Source organism: Mycobacterium cajalii, from assembly GCF_045809005.2.
GTDB lineage: Bacteria > Actinomycetota > Actinomycetes > Mycobacteriales > Mycobacteriaceae > Mycobacterium.
Window position 1 is genome coordinate 2,318,822 of record NZ_CM141436.1, and the last position, 17,342, is coordinate 2,336,163.

The window sequence follows — 17,342 nt, forward strand, 5'->3', positions numbered from 1 at the left end:
ATGCCGATAACTGAGAACGCGGTCGTCGTCAACGGGATCAAGAAGTCGTTCGGTTCCGTTGTCGCACTGACCGACATCAGCTTCAAGGTCGGCCGCGGGGAGGTGCTCGGGCTGCTCGGGCCCAACGGAGCCGGCAAGACCACGACGGTCGACATCCTCTCGACGCTGACCCGGCCGGACGGCGGCCACGCGGAGGTTGCCGGGCACGACGTCGTGTCCGACCCGGCCGGCGTGCGCCGCTCGATCATGCTGACCGGCCAGCACGTGGCGCTCGACGAGATGCTGACCGGCCGGGAGAACCTGCTGATGTTCGGCCGCCTGCAGGGCCTGAAGAAATCCCGGGCGCGCTCGCGGGCCACCGAACTGCTGGCCCAGTTCGACCTCGTCGACGCGGCGGACCGCCGGGTCAGCACCTATTCGGGCGGGATGCGCCGCCGGATCGACATCGCCTGCGGCCTGGTGGTGCAGCCCGAGGTGGTGTTCCTCGACGAACCCACCACCGGGCTCGATCCCCGCAGCCGCCAAAGCATCTGGAAACTGGTGTCCGACTTCAAGGAATCGGGCATCGCCACGTTGCTGACCACCCAGTACCTGGAGGAGGCCGACGCGCTGTCCGACCGCATCATCGTGATCAACCACGGCACGATCATCGCGGAGGGCACGGCCGACGAGCTCAAGGAGCGCACCGGGGGGACCTACTGCGAGGTCGTGCCGCGCGACCTGGCGGACCTGCCCGCCGCGGCGCGGGCGCTCGGATCCCTGCTGCCCGAGAAGAACCGGGACGCGCTCACCGGCGCATCCGACCGCATCGCGATGCCCGCCCCCGACGGACCCAACACCCTCACCCAGGTGCTGAGCCGGCTGAACGAGGCGAACATCGACCTGGCCGACATCGCGCTGCGGCGGCCCTCGCTCGACGAGGTGTTCCTCGCGCTGACCAGCCAGGACGCCGGCGAGCGACATCGGGTGGGTGTCTCGTGACCGCCGCCGCGGTCGCCGCCCGCCCGGCGACGTCGCCCGTCCAGCAGTGGTGGGTGCTGACGGCCCGCGTGGTCCGGCCCACGCTGCGCAACGGGGAGCTGGCCACCCAGGTCGCCGCGCCGATCATGTTCACCGTGAACTTCTACCTGCCGCTCAAGCACATCATGGGCGCCTTCACCCAGGGCATGAGCAGCTATGCGCAGTATCTGATGCCGCTGATCGCCCTGGTGGCGATCGCGTTCGCCGCCATCTCGGCCGCCTTCCGGGCGGCGACCGACGCGGTGCTGGGCATCGACCGGCGGTTCAAGGCGATGCCGATCGGCGGGCTGACACCGCTGGCCGCTCGCATGTCGGCCAGCATGTACCGCTGCGGCATCGCGCTGGTGGTCTCGCTGGCGTGCGGTTACGTCATCGGCTTCCGGTTCTACGGCGGCTGGGCTCATGTCCTGGGCTTCTGCGTGCTGGTGCTCGTGATCGGTGCGGCGCTGGCGTTGCTCGGCGACGTGATCGGCGCCTGGAACAAGAACCCGGAGGCCACCATGCCGCTGCTGCTGCCGCCCCTGTTCGTGCTGGGCCTGTTGTCGGTCGGTCTGCAGCCGGTCGAGCGGTTCCCCGGCTGGATACAGGGTTTCGTCCGCGACCAGCCGGCGTCCCAGTTCGTCAACGCGCTACGCGTGCTCGCCGGGGACAGCACGCCGGCGGCCGGGGCGGTGAGCTGGTCCACGATCGGTCCCGCCGTCATCTGGTGCGCCGCCGTCTTCGCGACCCTGCTGCCACTGCACGCGCGCGTGTCGTCGGGGAGGCGATGATGACCGCAGCCGCGCATCGCAAGGCGACGGAGAACTCGCCGCGGGGGCTCGCCCCGCAGACCTGGATCCTGGCCGCGCGTCTGCTGCTGCGGTGGCGCCGCGACCCGGCGACGGTGCTGGAGTCGCTGATCATGCCCGTTGCCCTGCTGGTGACCGTGAACACCGTGCTGGGCAACGGGGTTCAGCAACTCACCGGTCACAGCGCCCTCTACGGCAGCGTCCCCCTCATCGCGATGGTCGGGGCCATGTCTGGGTCGATGGTCGGCGGCATCAACCTGATGCGCGAACGCGGCGAGGGCCTGCTGTCGCGGCTGTGGGTGGTGCCCGTGCACCGTGCGTCGGGCATGCTGTCGCGCCTGATGGCCGACATCGTGCGGATCGTGGTTACCACCGCGGTCATCATGGGCACCGGGTTCGCGCTGGGTTTCCGCTTCCACCAAGGGATTGCGGCGGCGGTGGCCTGGCTGCTGGTCCCGATCGCGTTCGGGGTGGCCTTCACGATGGCCGTGATGACCCTGGCCCTGTACACGGCGAACACCATCGTGGTGGAGGCGACCGAGATCGTCTGGGGACTGATGATGTTCTTCTCCACCGGCTTCGTGCCGGCCGACCAGTACCCGGGCTGGTTGCAGCCGATCGTGCGCCACCAGCCGATCAGCTACGCCGTCGAGACCATGCGCGGCCTGTCGCTCGGCGGGCCGGTGCGGGCGCCGCTGGTCGACATGCTGCTGTGGTCGGCGGGCCTGGCCGCGGCGTGCGCGGTGCCGATGGCGATCGGTTTCCGACGGGCCAGCACCCGCGGTTGAGAGGCTAGGAGTTCGAAAAGTGTTCACCTCATCGATAATTCGCAAGCTGTCGCGCAGCGAGGAGATCTTCGCCGAGACGCAGAGTTACGTGGGTCTCGGCGCGGACGTACGGGGACGGGTCGACCTCGACGCCCTGTCGGCGGCCTTCGACGCGCTGCTGGAGGCCCACCCGGTGCTCGGCGGCCATCTCGAACAGGACCCCGACGGGCGTCACCAGTTCGCCGTCGACGACCTCCTGCATCCGGGGATCGAGGTGCTGGAGAACACCGGCCCGGCAGCCGAAGTCCCGCCCGTGCACCTGGACCAGACCGCGTCGCTGGTGCACCTGCGCGTGGTCTCCCACGCCGGCGGTGTGCAGCTGACCCTGTACGTGCACCACGCCCTCGCCGACGGTCACCACGAGTTCAGCCTCGTCGAGGAGATGTTCTCCTATTACACCGACCTGGTCTGCACCGGCAGCGTCGGCCAGGTCGAGGTGCGGCCCGCACCGGATTCGCTGGAAACCGTGCTGGCCCAACGCGGTATCGGCAAGCAGCAGCGGTCAGGGCTCGAGCGGTTCATGCCCGCCGTGTTCGCCTACGACCTGCCGCCGTCGCGGCGGACCGCCTCCGATGTCACGCCGGCCTCGCCGCTGCGCGTCCCCATGGCGGGGTGCCGGCTGAGCGAGCGCGAGACGCAGGACCTGATCGCCTTCGGCCGGTCCCGGAAGGTCAACCTGAACGGACTCCTGTCGGCGGCCGTCCTGATCGCGGAGTGGAAGCTTCGCGGCGAGACCAACATCCCGGTGCCCTACCTCTACCCGGTCGACCTGCGCTACGTCCTCTCGCCGCCGCTGTCGGCGACCGCGTGCACCAACCCGCTGGGCGTGGCCACCTATCTGGCCGAGATCGACCGCAACACCGACGTGGTGAGCCTGGCCCGCGACATCGCCGAGACGTTCCGGGCGGACCTGGCCGCCGGGGTGGTCCAGCAGTCACTGCTGCACTTCACTCCCCAATACGTCGGCAACCCGCCCGGCATGCCCGACGTCGTCATGCTGACCGACAGCGGGCTGGTGCCCCCGGTGCGCACGCCGCCGGAGGTGGAACTCGTCGCGGCCCACAGCGAGTTCTACTTCGCCGTCAGCGCCGGCATCGACATGTACCTGAGCAAGATCTTCGCCGGCCAACTGGTGGTCGAGTACCACACGCACGCGCCGGGACCGGAGAAGTTCGTCGAGGAGATACATACGGTGCTGCGCAGCGTCGCCGAACAACACGCCGCCAGTGGCGTCAGCTGACGGGCCCGAAGGCATAGCGATGGTACTGCAGGGTGCGGCGCAGCGGCGGGGCGATGCGGCTCAGCCGGCCCGCCACCTGGAAGCCCCTGGGCGCGCCGCGAAAGGTGCTGGCGTCGAACAACGTCGCGGCGATCAGCAGGCGGATGCCGGGCACCCGGCTCAGAACGTCCTGCGGGCTGTCGACCCCCCAGAACAGCTTCGACCCGGTGCGCCGCACCAGCGTGTGCCCCTTCTGCGACCTGATCGCCAACCGGTTGTAGAAGTCGATCTGCAGCTCGCCGGATCCGAAGCGGTCGACGAAGCCGCTCAGCAGCGCCACGCCCTCGTCCTCGGTCAGATACATGCTGATGCCCTCGGCCAGCAGCAGCACGGGCCCGTCCGCGGGGATCTGGTCGAGCCAGGACATGTCGGTCGCCGACGTGGGCAGCAGGCGGTATCCCGGCCGGGACGGAAAAACCTTCTCCCGCAAGGCAATAACCTCGGGGTAGTCCACGTCGAACCACCGCACGTCCGGGCCGGGGTCGAGCCGGAACACCCGGCTGTCCATGCCGCAGCCCAGGTGCACCACCGTGCAGCGCGGGTGGACCGCCAGGAACTGGCGCGCCCAGATGTCGTACTGCGCGGTGCGCACGGTGATCAGCGGGGCCCACTTCGCGGTGATGCCGATGTCGGTGAAGTCGTAGTCGAGGCGTGCGGCCGCGTCCTTGGCGAACCGGTCGCCGAGGATCGGGCGAGCGAAATCGGCGTCCAGCGCCTTGAGGTAGAGCGTCGCCAGCATGGTCTGCGGGGCGCCGCTGAGATCGACCGAAACCTTCTGCGTCACCTCTCCGAGGTTACGGGCCGGTTCGGGGTTCGTGGGCGCGCGGGTCACCCGAGGGCCCCCAGGGTCCCGAGAGTCGCAGCCACACCGCACGCACCTGCCGTCGCCCCCGGAAAGGAGGAACGCCGATGACCGCCATCCGCACCCCGGCGTATCTGGCAGACCAGGCCCGTCGCCGGCTCACGCCGACGCTCAACAACATTCCCGCCATGGGACTGGTGGAGCGCAAGGTGCGCGACCATCCGTGGAAGACCAAGGTGCTGGCCGCACCGCCCGCCGGCAGCGGCCTCGCGCCGGCGCTGGGCGACTCGGGCCTGCCGGTTTTCGGCCACAGCATCGAGATGTTCCGCGGGGGACCCGACTTCGCGCTGCACATGTACCGCAAATACGGTCCGGTGTTCTTCTCCGACGTGCGGATCCTGCGCTCGGTCAACGCGCTGGGGCCCGACGCCACCCGGGCGGTGTTCGCCAACAAGGACAAGGCCTTCTCCCAGAAAGGGTGGTACCCGATCTGCGGGCCGTTCTTCAACCGCGGCCTGATGCTGCTGGACTTCGACGAGCACCTGTATCACCGGCGCATCATGCATGACGCGTTCACCCGCACCCGGTTGTCCGGCTACGTCGAGCACATCGACCGGGTGGTCACCGGCGTCGTCGCCGACTGGCCGACCGACGACGCCCGGTTCCTGTTTCACCCCGCGATGAAGAAGCTCACCCTCGACATCGCGTCGATGGTGTTCATGGGCCACCAACCCGGCACCGACCGTCGACTGGTCACCAAGGTGAACGACGCCTTCACGATCACCACCCGCGCCGGTGGGGCGTTCATCCGCTATCCGGTGCCGCCGTTCAAGTGGTGGCGCGGCCTGCGGGGCCGCAAAATCCTGGAGGACTACTTCACCGAGCGGGTCAGGGAACGCCGCGACACCGACGGCAGCGACCTGCTCACCGTGTTGTGCCACAGCACCGACGAGGACGGCAACAGCTTCACCGACTCCGACATCGTCAACCACATGATCTTCCTGCTGATGGCCGGCCACGACACCTCCACGACGGCCACGACCAACATCGCCTACAACCTTGCCGCGCAACCGGAATGGCAGGAACGATGCCGTGACGAGTCGGCGCGGCTGGGTGACGCACCGCTGGACATCGAGGCGCTGGAGAAGCTGGAGGCGCTGGACCTGGTGATGAACGAGTCGCTGCGGATGGTGACCCCGCTGCCGTTCGTCATGCGCCAGACCGTGCGCGACACCGATCTGGTGGGCCACTACCTGCCGGCCGGCACCCTCATGCTGGTCTGGCCGTCGATGAACCACCGGCTGCCCGAGCTGTGGACGGAACCGGAGAGGTTCGATCCCGCGCGGTTCGCCGAGCCGCGGGCCGAGCACAAGAACCACCACTACGCTTTCGTCCCGTACGGCGGTGGCGCGCACAAGTGCATCGGGCTGGTGTTCGCCCAGCTCGAGGTCAAAGCCGTGATCCACCGGTTGCTGCGCCGCTACCGCCTCGAGCTGGCCCACCCCGGCTACCGGTCGCGCTGGGACTACGGCGGCATGCCCATCCCGGTCGACGGCATGCCCATCGTGCTGCGGCCCCTCGGCGAGGCCGGGCGTTGAACCACAAGGAGACTCACTGATGCGCCCACGGGTCCTGCTGCTGTACTACACCTACACGGGGCAGTCGCTCAAAGTTCTCGAGGCCGCGGCGGAGGTGTTCCGCGAGCGTGGGTGCGAGGTGCGCAAGGCGCAGATCGAGTTCACCGACCCGCGCTTCGCCGAACCGTTCACCCGCTTCCCGATGCGGCGCGTGTGGCCCGACATACTCAGCGTGCTCCCGGCCCAGCTGCGCCGCGCGAGCGGGGAGATCCGCACGCCGGATGCGGTCCGCGACGGGGACTACGACCTGATCTGCATCGGCTCGCCGACCTGGTGGCGCACGGCGAGCATGCCGATGCGGTCGTTCCTGAAGTCCGACGAGGCGCGACAACTGATGGCGGGCAAACCGTTCGCCGTGTTCGTGGTGTGCCGGCGGTACTGGCGGGAGAACCTCACCGCGGTGCGCAAGCTGGCCACCAAGCGGGGCGGCCGCTACGTCGACGGAGTACATTTCGCCTATCCCGGCGACCAGCTCCGCTCCATGCTCTCGCTGACCAGCTACCTGGGCACCGGGGAGTACCGGGACCGGTACCTGGGCGTGCCCATCCCGGCGACCAACGTCGGACCGCAGCAGCTGGAGCAGGCGCGAAAGTTCGCGTCCGCCCTGGCGGACCGCTTGTTCGCCGCCACCCGATAAGGAATCGTCTGCCACATGCCACGCACATTCGACATCGTGACCGAGTCGTCGGCCAGCGTCGGGCAGGTCCATGCGGCGTTCAGCCGCAAGGACTACTGGCTGGCCCGGCACGAGGCTTTCGACGCCTCCACCTCGATGGATTCGCTGACCGTCGACCCCGACGGGACGGTGACGATGCACGCCACCCAGTACCTGGGCCGGCAGCTGTTACCCGGCGCGGTCGCCAAACTGGTCCCGGGGGACATCAAGATCCTGCACAGCGAGACGTGGACGCCCGTCGCGCACGACGAGGTACGCGGCGAGGTCCGGGTCTCGGCCCCCGGCGGATTGGGGTCGGGGCTTGCGAACGCGCGGCTGGTGCCCGCGGGCCCGCCCGGCCACAACGGTTCGCAACTGATCTTCGCGGCGTCGGTCGAGGTCAGGATCCCGTTGTTGGGCGGCAAACTCGAGAACGCCATCGGCGCCAATCTGACCGAGAACATCCCCGTCATCCAGCACTTCACCACGGCGTGGATCGCCGAGCATTCCTAGGGCTTGCCGTCCGCAATCAACGAGTAGACCAGGGGGGACATCGTGGTCACAGTTCCGCGTCGCATACAGGAAGAAACCACCGGGGCGCGGCTGCGCCGCTGGGCCGACGAGTGCCGGCGCACGGCCCGCGTCCTGCTGTCGCACACCGACGGGTCGAAGACCGGCCAGATATACGACATCATCGGCACCCAGAACCTGTTCGGCGAGGAGTCGCTGTTCATCAACTTCGGGTACTGGGAGAACGACCCCGCGACGCTGGACGAGGCGAGCCGGGACCTGGCCCGCCTCGTCGCGCGTAGCGCCGAATTCGCCGCATCCGACGTGGTCGTGGACTGCGGGCCCGGCTACGGCGACCAGGACATCCTGTGGGCCAACGAGTTCGGCGTCAAACACATCACCGGGATCAACGTGGCGACCGAGCAGATCGCCATCTCGGAACGTCGGGTGCGGGAAGCGGGCCTGGCGGAGCGGATCGACTACGTCCACGCGTCCGCCTGCGCGCTGCCCCAGGCAGACGAGTCGGTCGACAAGGTCGTCGCGATGGAGTCGGCCTTCCACTTCCCGTCCCGCGTCGACTTCTTCTCCGAGGCGTTGCGCGTGCTCAAGCCGGGCGGCCTGTTGGTGACCGCCGACATCGTGCCCCGCAAGACGTGCCTCAACGCCCGGCACCGCCGCAAGGTCGCCCGGCTCGGGTGGCGGGGCGCACCGCCGTTGGCGGTGCGCAAGGCGGCGAACGTCGACTCCTATCGGGACCTGTTGCTGCACGTCGGTTTTGCCGAAGCCGAAACGCGCTCCATCGCCGACGAGATCTTCCGGCCGCTGGCCAGGTTCCTGTCCAAGAGCCTGTTCGCGCCCGAACGCAGGTCCGTGAATCCCGTCCTGCGGTGGACGGTGCAGCCCGACAACTTCTGGATCCACGAATGGCACGTCGACTACATCCTGGCGGTCGCCAAAAAAGCCAAGCAGGCGTAGTCCCGCAACGTCAGCCGCCCGCCGTGTGCACCGCCCGCACCTGCTTGAGCATCGTCATCCTGACCGCCCACATCGACAGGGCGGGGGAGAGGCGCTCCAAGTAGCACAACGCCTTCCACCACGCCGGCACCACGATGATCGCGTCGTCGCGCAGCACGGCGCGCAGCGCCCGCTCGGCGAAGGCGTCCGGGGACATCGGCCGCACCCTCTCGGCCAGCCGCAGCAGGTCGGCGTCGCTGACGCCCTCGTTGCGACCGTAGGCGCCGCCGGTGAGGATCGGGGTGCGGATCACCCCCGGGCACAGCACCGACACGCGCACGCCGTGGCGCCGGGCCTCGAGCCGCAACGTCTTGGACAGCGCGACGACGGCGTGCTTGCTCGCGGTGTAGCCGGCCTGGCTGACCGTGGTGACCAGCCCGGCCATCGAGGCGGCGTTGACGATGTGCCCGGAGCGCTGCCGGATCATCGTCGGGTACATCGCCTGGATGCCGTGTACCACCCCGCGCAGGTTCACGTCGAAGACGTCGTACCAGTCGTCGAGCGTGTAGCCGTCCACCTCGCCGCCGACCCCGATGCCGGCGTTGTTGAAGAGGAAGTCGATCCGCCCGGACCGGCGCAGCACGTCGGCGGCGACGCGCTCGAACGAGGAGTGGCTTGCGTTGCACCTCCAGAATCGTCGCGTGCCGCAATTCGGAGCCGCCGGCGTCGGCTTCGTCGGTCAGCCGGGACAGCAACCGCGGATGGCGGCGCACGCGTTCCACGATCCACGCCAACGTCGTCGGCGTCGACTCGTGACCGGCCATCAGCAGGGTCAGCAACTCGTCGGAGATGTGCCGGTCCGGCATCGGCTCGCCGTTGCCGCCGCGGGCCCGCAGCAGCAGCGCCAGCACGTCGTCGCGCCGGCCGGACGCGAGATCGGAACGCGCGTCCGCGATGAGCGACCCGATCACGGCGTCGAGCTGGCGCCGGTACCGCGCAAACCGCCCACCGGGGCTCCACCGGCCGTAGTCGCGCCGTATCGCCGACGGCAGCAGGCCGATACGCGAACCGATCCCCACCGCCGGCGGTATCAGCTCGCAGAGCCGGTCGAGCGCGGCGCCCTCGGCGTCGAACACCGCACGCCGTGTGATGCGTCTCATCGAGGGCAGCGTCGCGAACTCCCGGCCCTGCGGCCAGTCCGCGATCTCGCGCACCACCTCTTCGTCGACGGTCTGCTCGTAGGTCCTTATCCGCTTGCCGTGCAACGGCGGAGCCAGCAGTCTGCGGCGCTCGACGAACGCCTGCCCGTCCAGGCCCCATGTCGATCCGGGACCGATCACCTCGCCGAAGGTGTGCCGGGGCCGCCCGAGCACATCGATGCCGGTGCCGAACAGTTCCTTGACCAGGACGGGGTCGCCCACCACGACCGTCCGGCCGAATATCGGCAACTGCACGGTAAACGCGCCGCCGTGCCGGCGGCAGAGCCGCCCGATGACCTGCTGCCGCGCGGCCAGGAGAGCGACCCCCTGCAATGCGGCCGGTAGTCGCGGTCCCGGCGGCAGGCGCACCGGCTCGGTCGTCAGTGTCCCCATAAATAACCCCGGCAATATCCTTCCCGAAATGTGCGCCGCGAAACGTTCTCCCGCCACTAAGCGGGGTGAACTTCTCGGGTGCTACGTTGCAATGGGTCCTGAAACCGACTGAACCAACGGGGGCTTCGAGTTGCCTAGCTACACCGGCGCGGGCGCGCTCGAGGTGATCGACAAGGGAAGCGTCAGCCAATCCCATCCCGTCCCGCTGCTTTTCGTCCACGGCGCCTGGCACGCGGCCTGGTGCTGGGACGAGCACTTCCTCGACTTCTTCGCCGGCCGGGGCTATCGGGCGCTGGCGGTGAGCCTGCGCGGTCACGGAAAAAGTCCGACGGCGAAGCCGCTGCGCAGCTGTTCGATCGCCGACTACGTCGCGGACGTGGACGCGGTCGCCGGCGGTTTGGCCACCAGCCCCGTCGTGGTCGGCCACTCCCTGGGCGGCTTCATCGTCCAGAAGTACCTGGAGCGCCGCGACGCTCCCGCGGGCGTGCTGCTGTCGTCCATGCCGCCGCGGGGAAATCTCGGTTCCGGACTGCGCTGGCTGCGCCGCCATCCGTGGCACTTCGCGAAGATGGCCGTCACCGGTAGGTCGTTGGCGTACGTCAACACCCTCGAGCTCGCGCGCGAGCGGTTCTTCGCCGCCGGGTTGACCGACGCCGAGGTCCTCGGCTACGCGGCGCGCCTGCAGGAGGAGAGCGCCCGCATCGGGACGGACTGCCTGGTGCTCAACCTGGTTCGGCCGACACGGGTGAGCGCTCCGCTGCTCGTGCTGGGCGCTCGGGAGGACGGCGCCCATACTCGCAGCGAAGTGCACGCCACGGCGCGCGCCTACGGCACCGAGGCGGAGTTCTTCCCCGGCATGGGCCATAACATGATGCTGGAGCCCGGCTGGGCGGCGGTGGCTGAAAGGATCGACGAATGGCTTGGTGGACAAGGCCTTTGAGGTGCACGACATGACGGGGCAGATCCCCAGCGCTGCCGAGGCGCTGGGCCGTCTCGACATGCCGCTCGCCGACGCGATGATGACCCAGCGGGCGGTGCGCCGCGTCCTGCCCGACCCCGTCGACGACGCGGTGGTGCTCAAGTGCATCGAGCTGGCGCTGCGCGCCCCGACCGGCGCCAACGGGCAGAACTGGGAATTCGTCGTCGTCAAGGACCAGCGCGTCAAGGACAGACTGGCCCGGCGCTACCGGCAGGCGTGGTGGATCTACCAAAACGCGATGATCCGGCGGGTGGCCGCCCGCGACGAGTCGATGGCGAAGATCACCCGCGCGGTGCAGTGGCAGGTCGACCACTTCACCGAGATCCCGGTGCTGGTGGTCGCGTGTCTGCGGCTGGGGGTGCGGGACGGCAAGCTGCCGTTGGTGCCGCTGCCGCACGCCGCCGAATCGGGGTACTACGGGTCGATCTACCCGAGCGTGCAGAACCTGTTGCTGGCGGCGCGCGCAATGGGTTTGGGGGCCTCGCTGATCACCCTGCCGCTGTGGAGCGTGGCGTCGGCCCGCCGCGCGCTGGGGTTGCCGCACTCGGTGACGCCGTGCTGCGTCGTCCCGCTGGGGTGGCCGCGCGGGCGCTACGGACCCACGACGCGGCGGCCGGTCGGCGAGGTGACCCACCTCGACACCTACGGCAACCGGGCGTGGCAGGACGGCTGAGGCCCGCGGGTCACAGCTTCTTCAGCCGGCGAAGCAGCTTGAGGTACGGGGCGTTCGACGCCAGGCTCTTGCGAAAGCTCGGGTTCAGCGGTCCGGCGTTGATGATCAGCGCGTAGCGCAGCCCGTGGTCGCGCCACTGCGCCACCTGGTCGACGACTTCCCCGGGCGTGCCGTTGAACGTCAGCTCTTTCATCAGGGACAGCGGGACTTTCGCGGTGTAGGACAACGCCGTCCGCGCGTCGATGGTCTGCGGCACCAGGTCCTGCACCCCGGAGAACCCGGCACCCAGCGGGTGTTCGGCGCCGTGGCGCGCCCAGGCTTCGGCGGGGGCGGCCAGCGCCGAGGCCTTCATGATCACCGAGTCCAGCGCCTCGTCCACGTCGTCGCGACTGCGACCGGTGACCAGGGCGCGGTTCACCGCGGGCACGATCGACATCGGGTCGCGGCCGGCGTCGGACGCCGAGGAGCGCACGGCCTCCAGTGCGCGCGAGTAGTCGTCGGGCCGGGAGATGACGAAGGGCACCCAGGCGTCGGCGTAGCGCCCGGTGATGCGCAGCATCCGCGGCCCGTGGGCCGCCACCCAGATCTCCGGCCACTTCCCGAGATAGGGCGGCAGCGCGAACATGGCGTTGCGCAAAGGGAAATAGGGGGAGTCGCGGGTGACCAGCTCGCCGGCCGAATCCCACAACGCGCGGATCGTGGCCAGGGCCTCCTCGAGTTCGGCCACGGGTTTGCTCCGCCGCACGCCGTAGGGCTCGTTGCCCTCGCGCTCCCCGACGCCGATGCCCAGCATGGCGCGGCCCCGGGTGAGCAGGTGCAGGCTCGCCGCGGCCTGCGCCGTCACCGCCGGGTTGCGGCGGCTGGCGTCGGTCACGCAGATCCCGAGCCGAAGCCGGCGAATGCGGTTGCGGGCAGCCAGGTTTCCCAGCATGGTCCACGGTTCGAGGACCGCGTCGACGTCGGGCACGACCGTGGCTGCCACGCCGAGGTGCTCGCGCGTGGCCAGCGAGCGCGGGATGAACGCGTTCAGGTGATCGCCGACCCAGAACGAGTCGGCTCCCGTGGCCGCGGCGGTCAGGTAACTCGCCTGCGTCAGCGCGGTCGGCGACAGCCGCGAGTTCACGATCCCGTCGAGAATCCCGAACCGGAACCCGTGCTTGTCGACCGAGCGGTTCCCGTTCAGCAGCAGCGCCATGATCTCGACGCTACCCGTGCACTGAGAATGGTTGCCGGAGCACCGATCTCGACTAGCCGAGTCCCAGGTAGCCGGTCAGCGGGGCATCGGCGACCAGGATGCCCGGGTGGGTCAGCACGGTGAGGTCGGTGTTGAGGGCCTGGCCGTAGATCTCGGGGTTGAGGTAGTCGAACAGGCCCTGCTGCAGGTACTGGCCGCCTTCCTGCAGGCCGGGCAGCAGCGACGACGGGCCCGTGGTGTAGCCCGAGATGGGCTCGGCGCCGTAGTTGGCCAGCGGGAACTGGTTCGGGATGTTCGTGAAGTCCTGCAGCGTGCCGCCGAGCGCGGACGGGACGCTGTAGAGGTTCGGGGCCCCCCAGTACAGGAAGCTGCCGGTCTCGAACGGATTGAAATCGTTGATCTCGTCGAACTCGAGCTGGATCGCGCTGGTGGCGACGTTGCCGAGGTTGGGCAGCATGATCGGGTCCTGAGCCGGGGTTGCCGTCAGGTTGGCGCCGATGGCGTTCAGCGGCGCCATCGGCTCCAGGTGCGCCGGCTGGCCCGCCCAGTTGACCAGGTCGCCGTTGGGGCCGACGTTGACGACCCCGGTCGGGCTGTTCATGCCGATGGTGTTCGCAACGGTGTTGGGGAAGGTGGTGCCGGCCAGCAGCGACGAGATCGGGGTGGCGCCGTGCAGCCAGCCCCCCAGGTACGCCAGCGGGTCGGCGGTCATGAACTGGGAACTGACGGCGGTGCCGTCGATGAACTCGGCCTGCGCGAAGGTCTCGAATTGGTAGGCGAGGGATTCGGTGAACGGGAAGGGCAGCGCGAAGTGCAGCAGCGCGTCGACCTGCGGCCAGTTGCCGTCGTCCCAGCCCCACGTGTTGCCCATGGATTCGTACTCCCAGCTGCCGGTCCCGCCCAGGGCGTAGTAGGGCAGCCCGTCGATCATCTTGACCCCGCCGTTCGCGATGGTGGCGCCCGGCGGGATCCAGCCCGGAACGCCGCCGACCGAGCCGGCCGGGCCCAGGGCGTACGCGTACTCCTGCAGCGCCAGCGACTCGTAGTAGGGGATGTTCGCGACGTCGGCGAACAGGTTGTACGGAACGTTGGCCAGGCGGCTGAGGTCGCCGCCGACGTTGAGATTGGCCAGGCCCCCGGTCAGGCCGCCGAGGTTGGCGAGGCCGGCGGGATTGGTCAGGCCGCCCAGATTGGTGATGCCACCGAGATTTCCCAGCCCCCCGAGATTGGTGAGATTTCCGACATTCGCGAGCCCGCCGAGATTGGTCAGGCCACCCAGGCCGGTGAGTCCGACCAGATTTCCGAGGCTCGCTGCACTGCCCAGGCCCGCGAGGTTTCCCAACCCACTCGTGAGGCCCCGGGTGAGACCGCCCAGGTTTGCTCCGGCCAGCGCGCTCCCGAGCTGCGTGGGCGCGTTGACCGCCGCCGAAAGCTCCTGCTGCACGGTCTGCAGCGGGGCGATGTTGGCCGCCTCGGCGGCGGCGTAGGTGCCCCCCGCGGCGGTCATCAGCTGCACGAACTGCTGGTGAAATGCCTCGGCCTGCGCGCTGAGCGCCTGGTAGGCCTGGCCGTATTCGGAGAAGACGGCCGACACCGCGGCCGACACCTCGTCCGCGCCGGCGGCCACCATCGCCGTCGTCGGGCCCGACGCCGACGCGTTGGCCGCCCTGATCGTCGAGCCGATGTTCGCCAGATCCGTTGCCGCTGCCGACACATACTCCGGTGTCGTCACCAAATACGACATGAAAAACCCCCCAAAATTCGGTCTTTTCCGACCCCCCGGAACCGACTGAAAATCGACTTTACCGCAAACCGGTGCGTCCACGAGCAGGAGTCCTGTCGGCAATCGCCGACCGCCGTGCGGCGGCGCCGTCGGGTACGGTTTGGAAAGTATGGGCGTGCAGCAATTCGACGCCGTCATCGTGGGGGCGGGTTTCGGGGGCATCGGTGCGGCGATTCAGCTCAACCGGCTGGGCTACGACAACATCCTGATCGTCGACCGCGAGAGCGACCTGGGCGGGACGTGGCATGTCAACCACTACCCGGGCCTCACCGTCGACGTCCCGTCGACCACCTATTCCTACTGGTTCGAACCCAACCCGTACTGGTCGCGGCTGTTCGCGCCGGGCGCGGAGGTCAAACGGTATGCCGAGCATGTCGCCGACAAGTACGACGTGCGCCGCTACATGCGGTTCAACAGCACCGTCGAGGGCGCGCGCTGGGACGACGAGGCCCGGCGCTGGGAGGTTGCCCTCGCCGGCGGCGAAACGCTCAGTGCGCAGTTCCTGATCGCGGCGACCGGCTTCCTGTGCCAGCCGCGCACCCCGGACATCCCGGGCATCGAGACGTTCGGCGGGCGCATCGTGCACACCGCCGACTGGGACGACGCCTACTCCTTCGCCGGGCGCCGCGCCGCGGTCATCGGAACCGGGTCCACCGGGGTGCAGGTGATCCCGGAGTTGGCCAAGGAGGCCTCCGAGCTGACCGTGTACCAGCGCACCCCGATCTGGGTCATGCCCAAGCTCGACGTCGGGTTCCCGCCCCCGGTGCAGCGGCTGTTCGCCCGGGTGCCGGCCGCGCAGCGCGTCGTGCGGTGGTTCACCGACATGGCCATGGACCTGATGATGGTGATCGCGATGTGGCGGTTCCGCACGTTCCGGTGGGTCAACAAGGCCGCGTCGGATGTCTCGAAGCTGCACCGGCTGCTGGCGGTGCGCAACAGGGACGTGTGGCGAAAGCTGAACCCCGAGTACGACTTCGGATGCAAGCGGCCGACGATCTCCAACTCGTATTACCGGGCCTTCACCAAGCCGCACGTGCACCTGGAGACCAGCGGCATCGAACGCATCGAACCCGACGGCATCGTGGGCCGCGACGGCACCAAACGCACCATCGACACGCTGGTCCTGGCCACCGGGTACGACGTCTGGGAAGCCAACCTGCCCGCGATCGAGGTGATCGGCCGGGACGGCCGCAACCTCGGAAAATGGTGGCGGGAAAACAGGTTTCAGGCCTACGAAGGTATCTCGGTGCCCAACTTCCCGAACTTTCTGACCATGGCCAGCCCCTACGCGTGGGTCGGCCTGTCGTGGTTCAACACCGTCGAATACCAGATGCGGCACATGAACCGGTTGTTCGGGGAACTGCAGCGGCGCGGCGCGGGCACCTTCGAGGTCACCGAGCAGGCCAACGCCCGCTTCCTGGACCGGATGACCGAGCTGCTCGACGACTCGGTCTTCTACGCCGGCAACTGCGCGAACTCGCGGTCGTACTGGTTCTGCCCCAGCGGGGAGGCGCCGCTGTTCCGGCCGACGTCGGTGTACGAGGCCGTCGCCGAGCAGGACCGGTTCCCGTTGAGCGACTACGCGATCGCCTGACGCGCCGCCGGGGTTCTATCCGGTCGTGGCCGCGCAGGCTCCCAGAACGGTGGTGGAGGCGTAGGTCGCGGCGTTGGCCAGATGGTTGTCCGCCGGACTGTAGGTCGGTATCGCCACGACGAACGCGCGCCGGTACTGCGCCGAGAGCACCGCGAAGTCCTGCAGCGTCGGGTTCCCGGCGCGCCGGCCGAGCAGTTCCAGCTTGCCGGCATAGGCGTTCATCACCGGAGCGACGGCGAAATTGGTCGCCTTCTGCTCTTTGTTCCACCACAGGGCGGGGAGGTTGGGGTTGATCTTCTGCCAGTCGGTGGTTTGTTCGCCGAATTCGTCCAGCGCGGATTTCCATTCGGCGCATACGGGATTGGGCTTGGTGAGGAAGCGCTGCGGCTTGGCGATGTTGCCCACCGGTGCGACCTGTGACGGCGGGGCCGGCGGCGGCACGACCGGCCCGCGCTCCGCTGCCGAGCCGTCGGCGACCGCCGCGCAGATCGCCCCGAGCGCCGAGGAGACGCTGTTCGCGGTGCCCGCCAGGGTGTCGTCGGCCGGGGTGTAGTGCGGGATGTGCTCGGCGTAGTCGCGAGCGTAGGCGATGAACTGCTCGTAGAGTTCTCGCACCACCCGATGCGGCGTCAGCTTGACCAGTCCGACGGTCTGCGCGGCGGCGTTGCCCATGGCCTGGCCCGCGGCGAGGAACTGGATGCGTTGTTTGTCGTTCCAGGCCGAAGCCGGAACGGACCGGTCCCGGTCGTTCCACAGGCCCTGCCCGCCGTTCGCGAGGCTGTTGTTGATGGCTGTCCACGCCGGACACGTGGGATCGTCGACGACCACGGTGACCGGGCCGGCGTCCCGCGCGCTGGCGACCTCCGACGTTGTGGCGGGCGCCGGTGCCGACGAAGGAGGCGACGACGAATCGTTGGCCCCGGTGCGGCCGAGCAGCGTCGAGGTGGCCAAAGCGGCGGCCAGCACCGCGACCGCCGTCAGCGCTATCAAGGCCCACTTCGGGCGGTTGCTGCGCCTCGACGCACCGTCATCCGAAGTCATGGGGGCCAAGCCT

At 69.1% G+C, this 17,342-nt stretch carries 15 protein-coding genes and 2 pseudogenes; 11 read left to right on the forward strand and 6 right to left on the reverse strand.

Annotation, left to right across the window (positions count from 1 at the left end):
* The 4 genes from ACJ512_RS11165 to ACJ512_RS11180 are packed head-to-tail and all read left to right on the forward strand — an operon-like array spanning position 1 to position 3,875.
* On the forward strand, positions 1 to 981 hold the full coding sequence (locus tag ACJ512_RS11165; protein ID WP_407686786.1) for an ATP-binding cassette domain-containing protein: 981 nt from the start codon (positions 1 to 3) through the stop codon (positions 979 to 981).
* On the forward strand, positions 978 to 1,790 hold the full coding sequence (locus tag ACJ512_RS11170) for an ABC transporter permease (RefSeq protein WP_407686785.1): 813 nt from the start codon (positions 978 to 980) through the stop codon (positions 1,788 to 1,790). The genes ACJ512_RS11165 and ACJ512_RS11170 overlap by 4 nt, the downstream gene beginning before the upstream one ends.
* On the forward strand, positions 1,790 to 2,596 hold the full coding sequence (locus ACJ512_RS11175) for an ABC transporter permease (RefSeq protein ID WP_407686784.1): 807 nt from the start codon (positions 1,790 to 1,792) through the stop codon (positions 2,594 to 2,596). Before ACJ512_RS11170 ends, ACJ512_RS11175 begins: the two co-directional genes overlap by 1 nt.
* Positions 2,597 to 2,615: 19 nt before the next feature.
* Positions 2,616 to 3,875 (forward strand): phthiocerol/phthiodiolone dimycocerosyl transferase family protein, encoded by a 1,260-nt coding sequence (locus ACJ512_RS11180; protein ID WP_407686783.1) that lies wholly within the window; start codon positions 2,616 to 2,618, stop codon positions 3,873 to 3,875.
* On the opposite strand, the gene ACJ512_RS11185 is transcribed toward ACJ512_RS11180, so the two are convergent.
* Entirely contained in the window at positions 3,868 to 4,698 is an 831-nt protein-coding gene (locus ACJ512_RS11185) for a class I SAM-dependent methyltransferase (RefSeq protein WP_407686782.1), read from the reverse strand. The two genes, ACJ512_RS11180 and ACJ512_RS11185, sit on opposite strands and share 8 nt — an antisense overlap.
* A 125-nt stretch (positions 4,699 to 4,823) precedes the next feature.
* Between ACJ512_RS11185 and ACJ512_RS11190 the strand changes: the two genes are divergently transcribed.
* Genes ACJ512_RS11190 through ACJ512_RS11205 form a run of 4 tightly spaced genes read left to right on the forward strand, consistent with a single transcriptional unit; the run spans position 4,824 to position 8,493 of the window.
* Positions 4,824 to 6,314, forward strand: a complete 1,491-nt coding sequence (locus ACJ512_RS11190) for a cytochrome P450 (RefSeq protein WP_407686781.1) — start codon at positions 4,824 to 4,826, stop codon at positions 6,312 to 6,314.
* 19 nt (positions 6,315 to 6,333) lie between these two features.
* Complete coding sequence (locus ACJ512_RS11195) at positions 6,334 to 6,990, forward strand: flavodoxin family protein (RefSeq protein WP_407686780.1); 657 nt, start codon at positions 6,334 to 6,336, stop codon at positions 6,988 to 6,990.
* Between the two features lie 15 nt (positions 6,991 to 7,005).
* A complete protein-coding gene (locus ACJ512_RS11200) occupies positions 7,006 to 7,521 on the forward strand; it encodes a DUF2505 domain-containing protein (RefSeq protein ID WP_407686779.1) in 516 nt (171 codons plus the stop codon).
* Between the two features lie 39 nt (positions 7,522 to 7,560).
* Positions 7,561 to 8,493: an SAM-dependent methyltransferase gene (locus ACJ512_RS11205; RefSeq protein WP_407686791.1), complete on the forward strand. Its 933-nt coding sequence runs from the start codon at positions 7,561 to 7,563 to the stop codon at positions 8,491 to 8,493.
* Positions 8,494 to 8,503: 10 nt separating this feature from the next.
* Here ACJ512_RS11205 and ACJ512_RS11210 read toward each other — a convergent pair.
* Both ACJ512_RS11210 and ACJ512_RS11215 read right to left on the reverse strand, forming a co-directional pair.
* Positions 8,504 to 9,121: pseudogene (locus ACJ512_RS11210) on the reverse strand (SDR family NAD(P)-dependent oxidoreductase); the annotation flags it as partial.
* A gap of 133 nt (positions 9,122 to 9,254) precedes the next feature.
* Positions 9,255 to 10,064: pseudogene (locus ACJ512_RS11215) on the reverse strand (cytochrome P450); the annotation flags it as partial.
* A gap of 130 nt (positions 10,065 to 10,194) precedes the next feature.
* Here ACJ512_RS11215 and ACJ512_RS11220 point away from each other — a divergent pair.
* Both ACJ512_RS11220 and ACJ512_RS11225 read left to right on the forward strand, forming a co-directional pair.
* A complete protein-coding gene (locus ACJ512_RS11220) occupies positions 10,195 to 11,004 on the forward strand; it encodes an alpha/beta hydrolase (RefSeq protein WP_407686778.1) in 810 nt (269 codons plus the stop codon).
* A gap of 10 nt (positions 11,005 to 11,014) precedes the next feature.
* The gene (locus tag ACJ512_RS11225; RefSeq protein ID WP_407686777.1) at positions 11,015 to 11,716 is read left to right on the forward strand and encodes a nitroreductase family protein; all 702 of its coding nucleotides are present in this window, start codon (positions 11,015 to 11,017) and stop codon (positions 11,714 to 11,716) included.
* Positions 11,717 to 11,726: 10 nt separating this feature from the next.
* Here ACJ512_RS11225 and ACJ512_RS11230 read toward each other — a convergent pair whose 3' ends face one another.
* Entirely contained in the window at positions 11,727 to 12,911 is a 1,185-nt protein-coding gene (locus tag ACJ512_RS11230) for an LLM class flavin-dependent oxidoreductase (RefSeq protein ID WP_407686776.1), read from the reverse strand.
* A 52-nt stretch (positions 12,912 to 12,963) separates the two neighbouring features.
* A complete protein-coding gene (locus ACJ512_RS11235; protein ID WP_407686775.1) occupies positions 12,964 to 14,655 on the reverse strand; it encodes a PE family protein in 1,692 nt (563 codons plus the stop codon).
* Positions 14,656 to 14,803: 148 nt separating this feature from the next.
* Between ACJ512_RS11235 and ACJ512_RS11240 the strand changes: the two genes are divergently transcribed.
* Complete coding sequence (locus tag ACJ512_RS11240; protein WP_407686774.1) at positions 14,804 to 16,288, forward strand: flavin-containing monooxygenase; 1,485 nt, start codon at positions 14,804 to 14,806, stop codon at positions 16,286 to 16,288.
* A gap of 15 nt (positions 16,289 to 16,303) precedes the next feature.
* On the opposite strand, the gene ACJ512_RS11245 is transcribed toward ACJ512_RS11240, so the two are convergent.
* The gene (locus ACJ512_RS11245; RefSeq protein ID WP_407686773.1) at positions 16,304 to 17,329 is read right to left on the reverse strand and encodes a hypothetical protein; all 1,026 of its coding nucleotides are present in this window, start codon (positions 17,327 to 17,329) and stop codon (positions 16,304 to 16,306) included.
* Between the last annotated feature and the right edge of the window lie 13 nt (positions 17,330 to 17,342).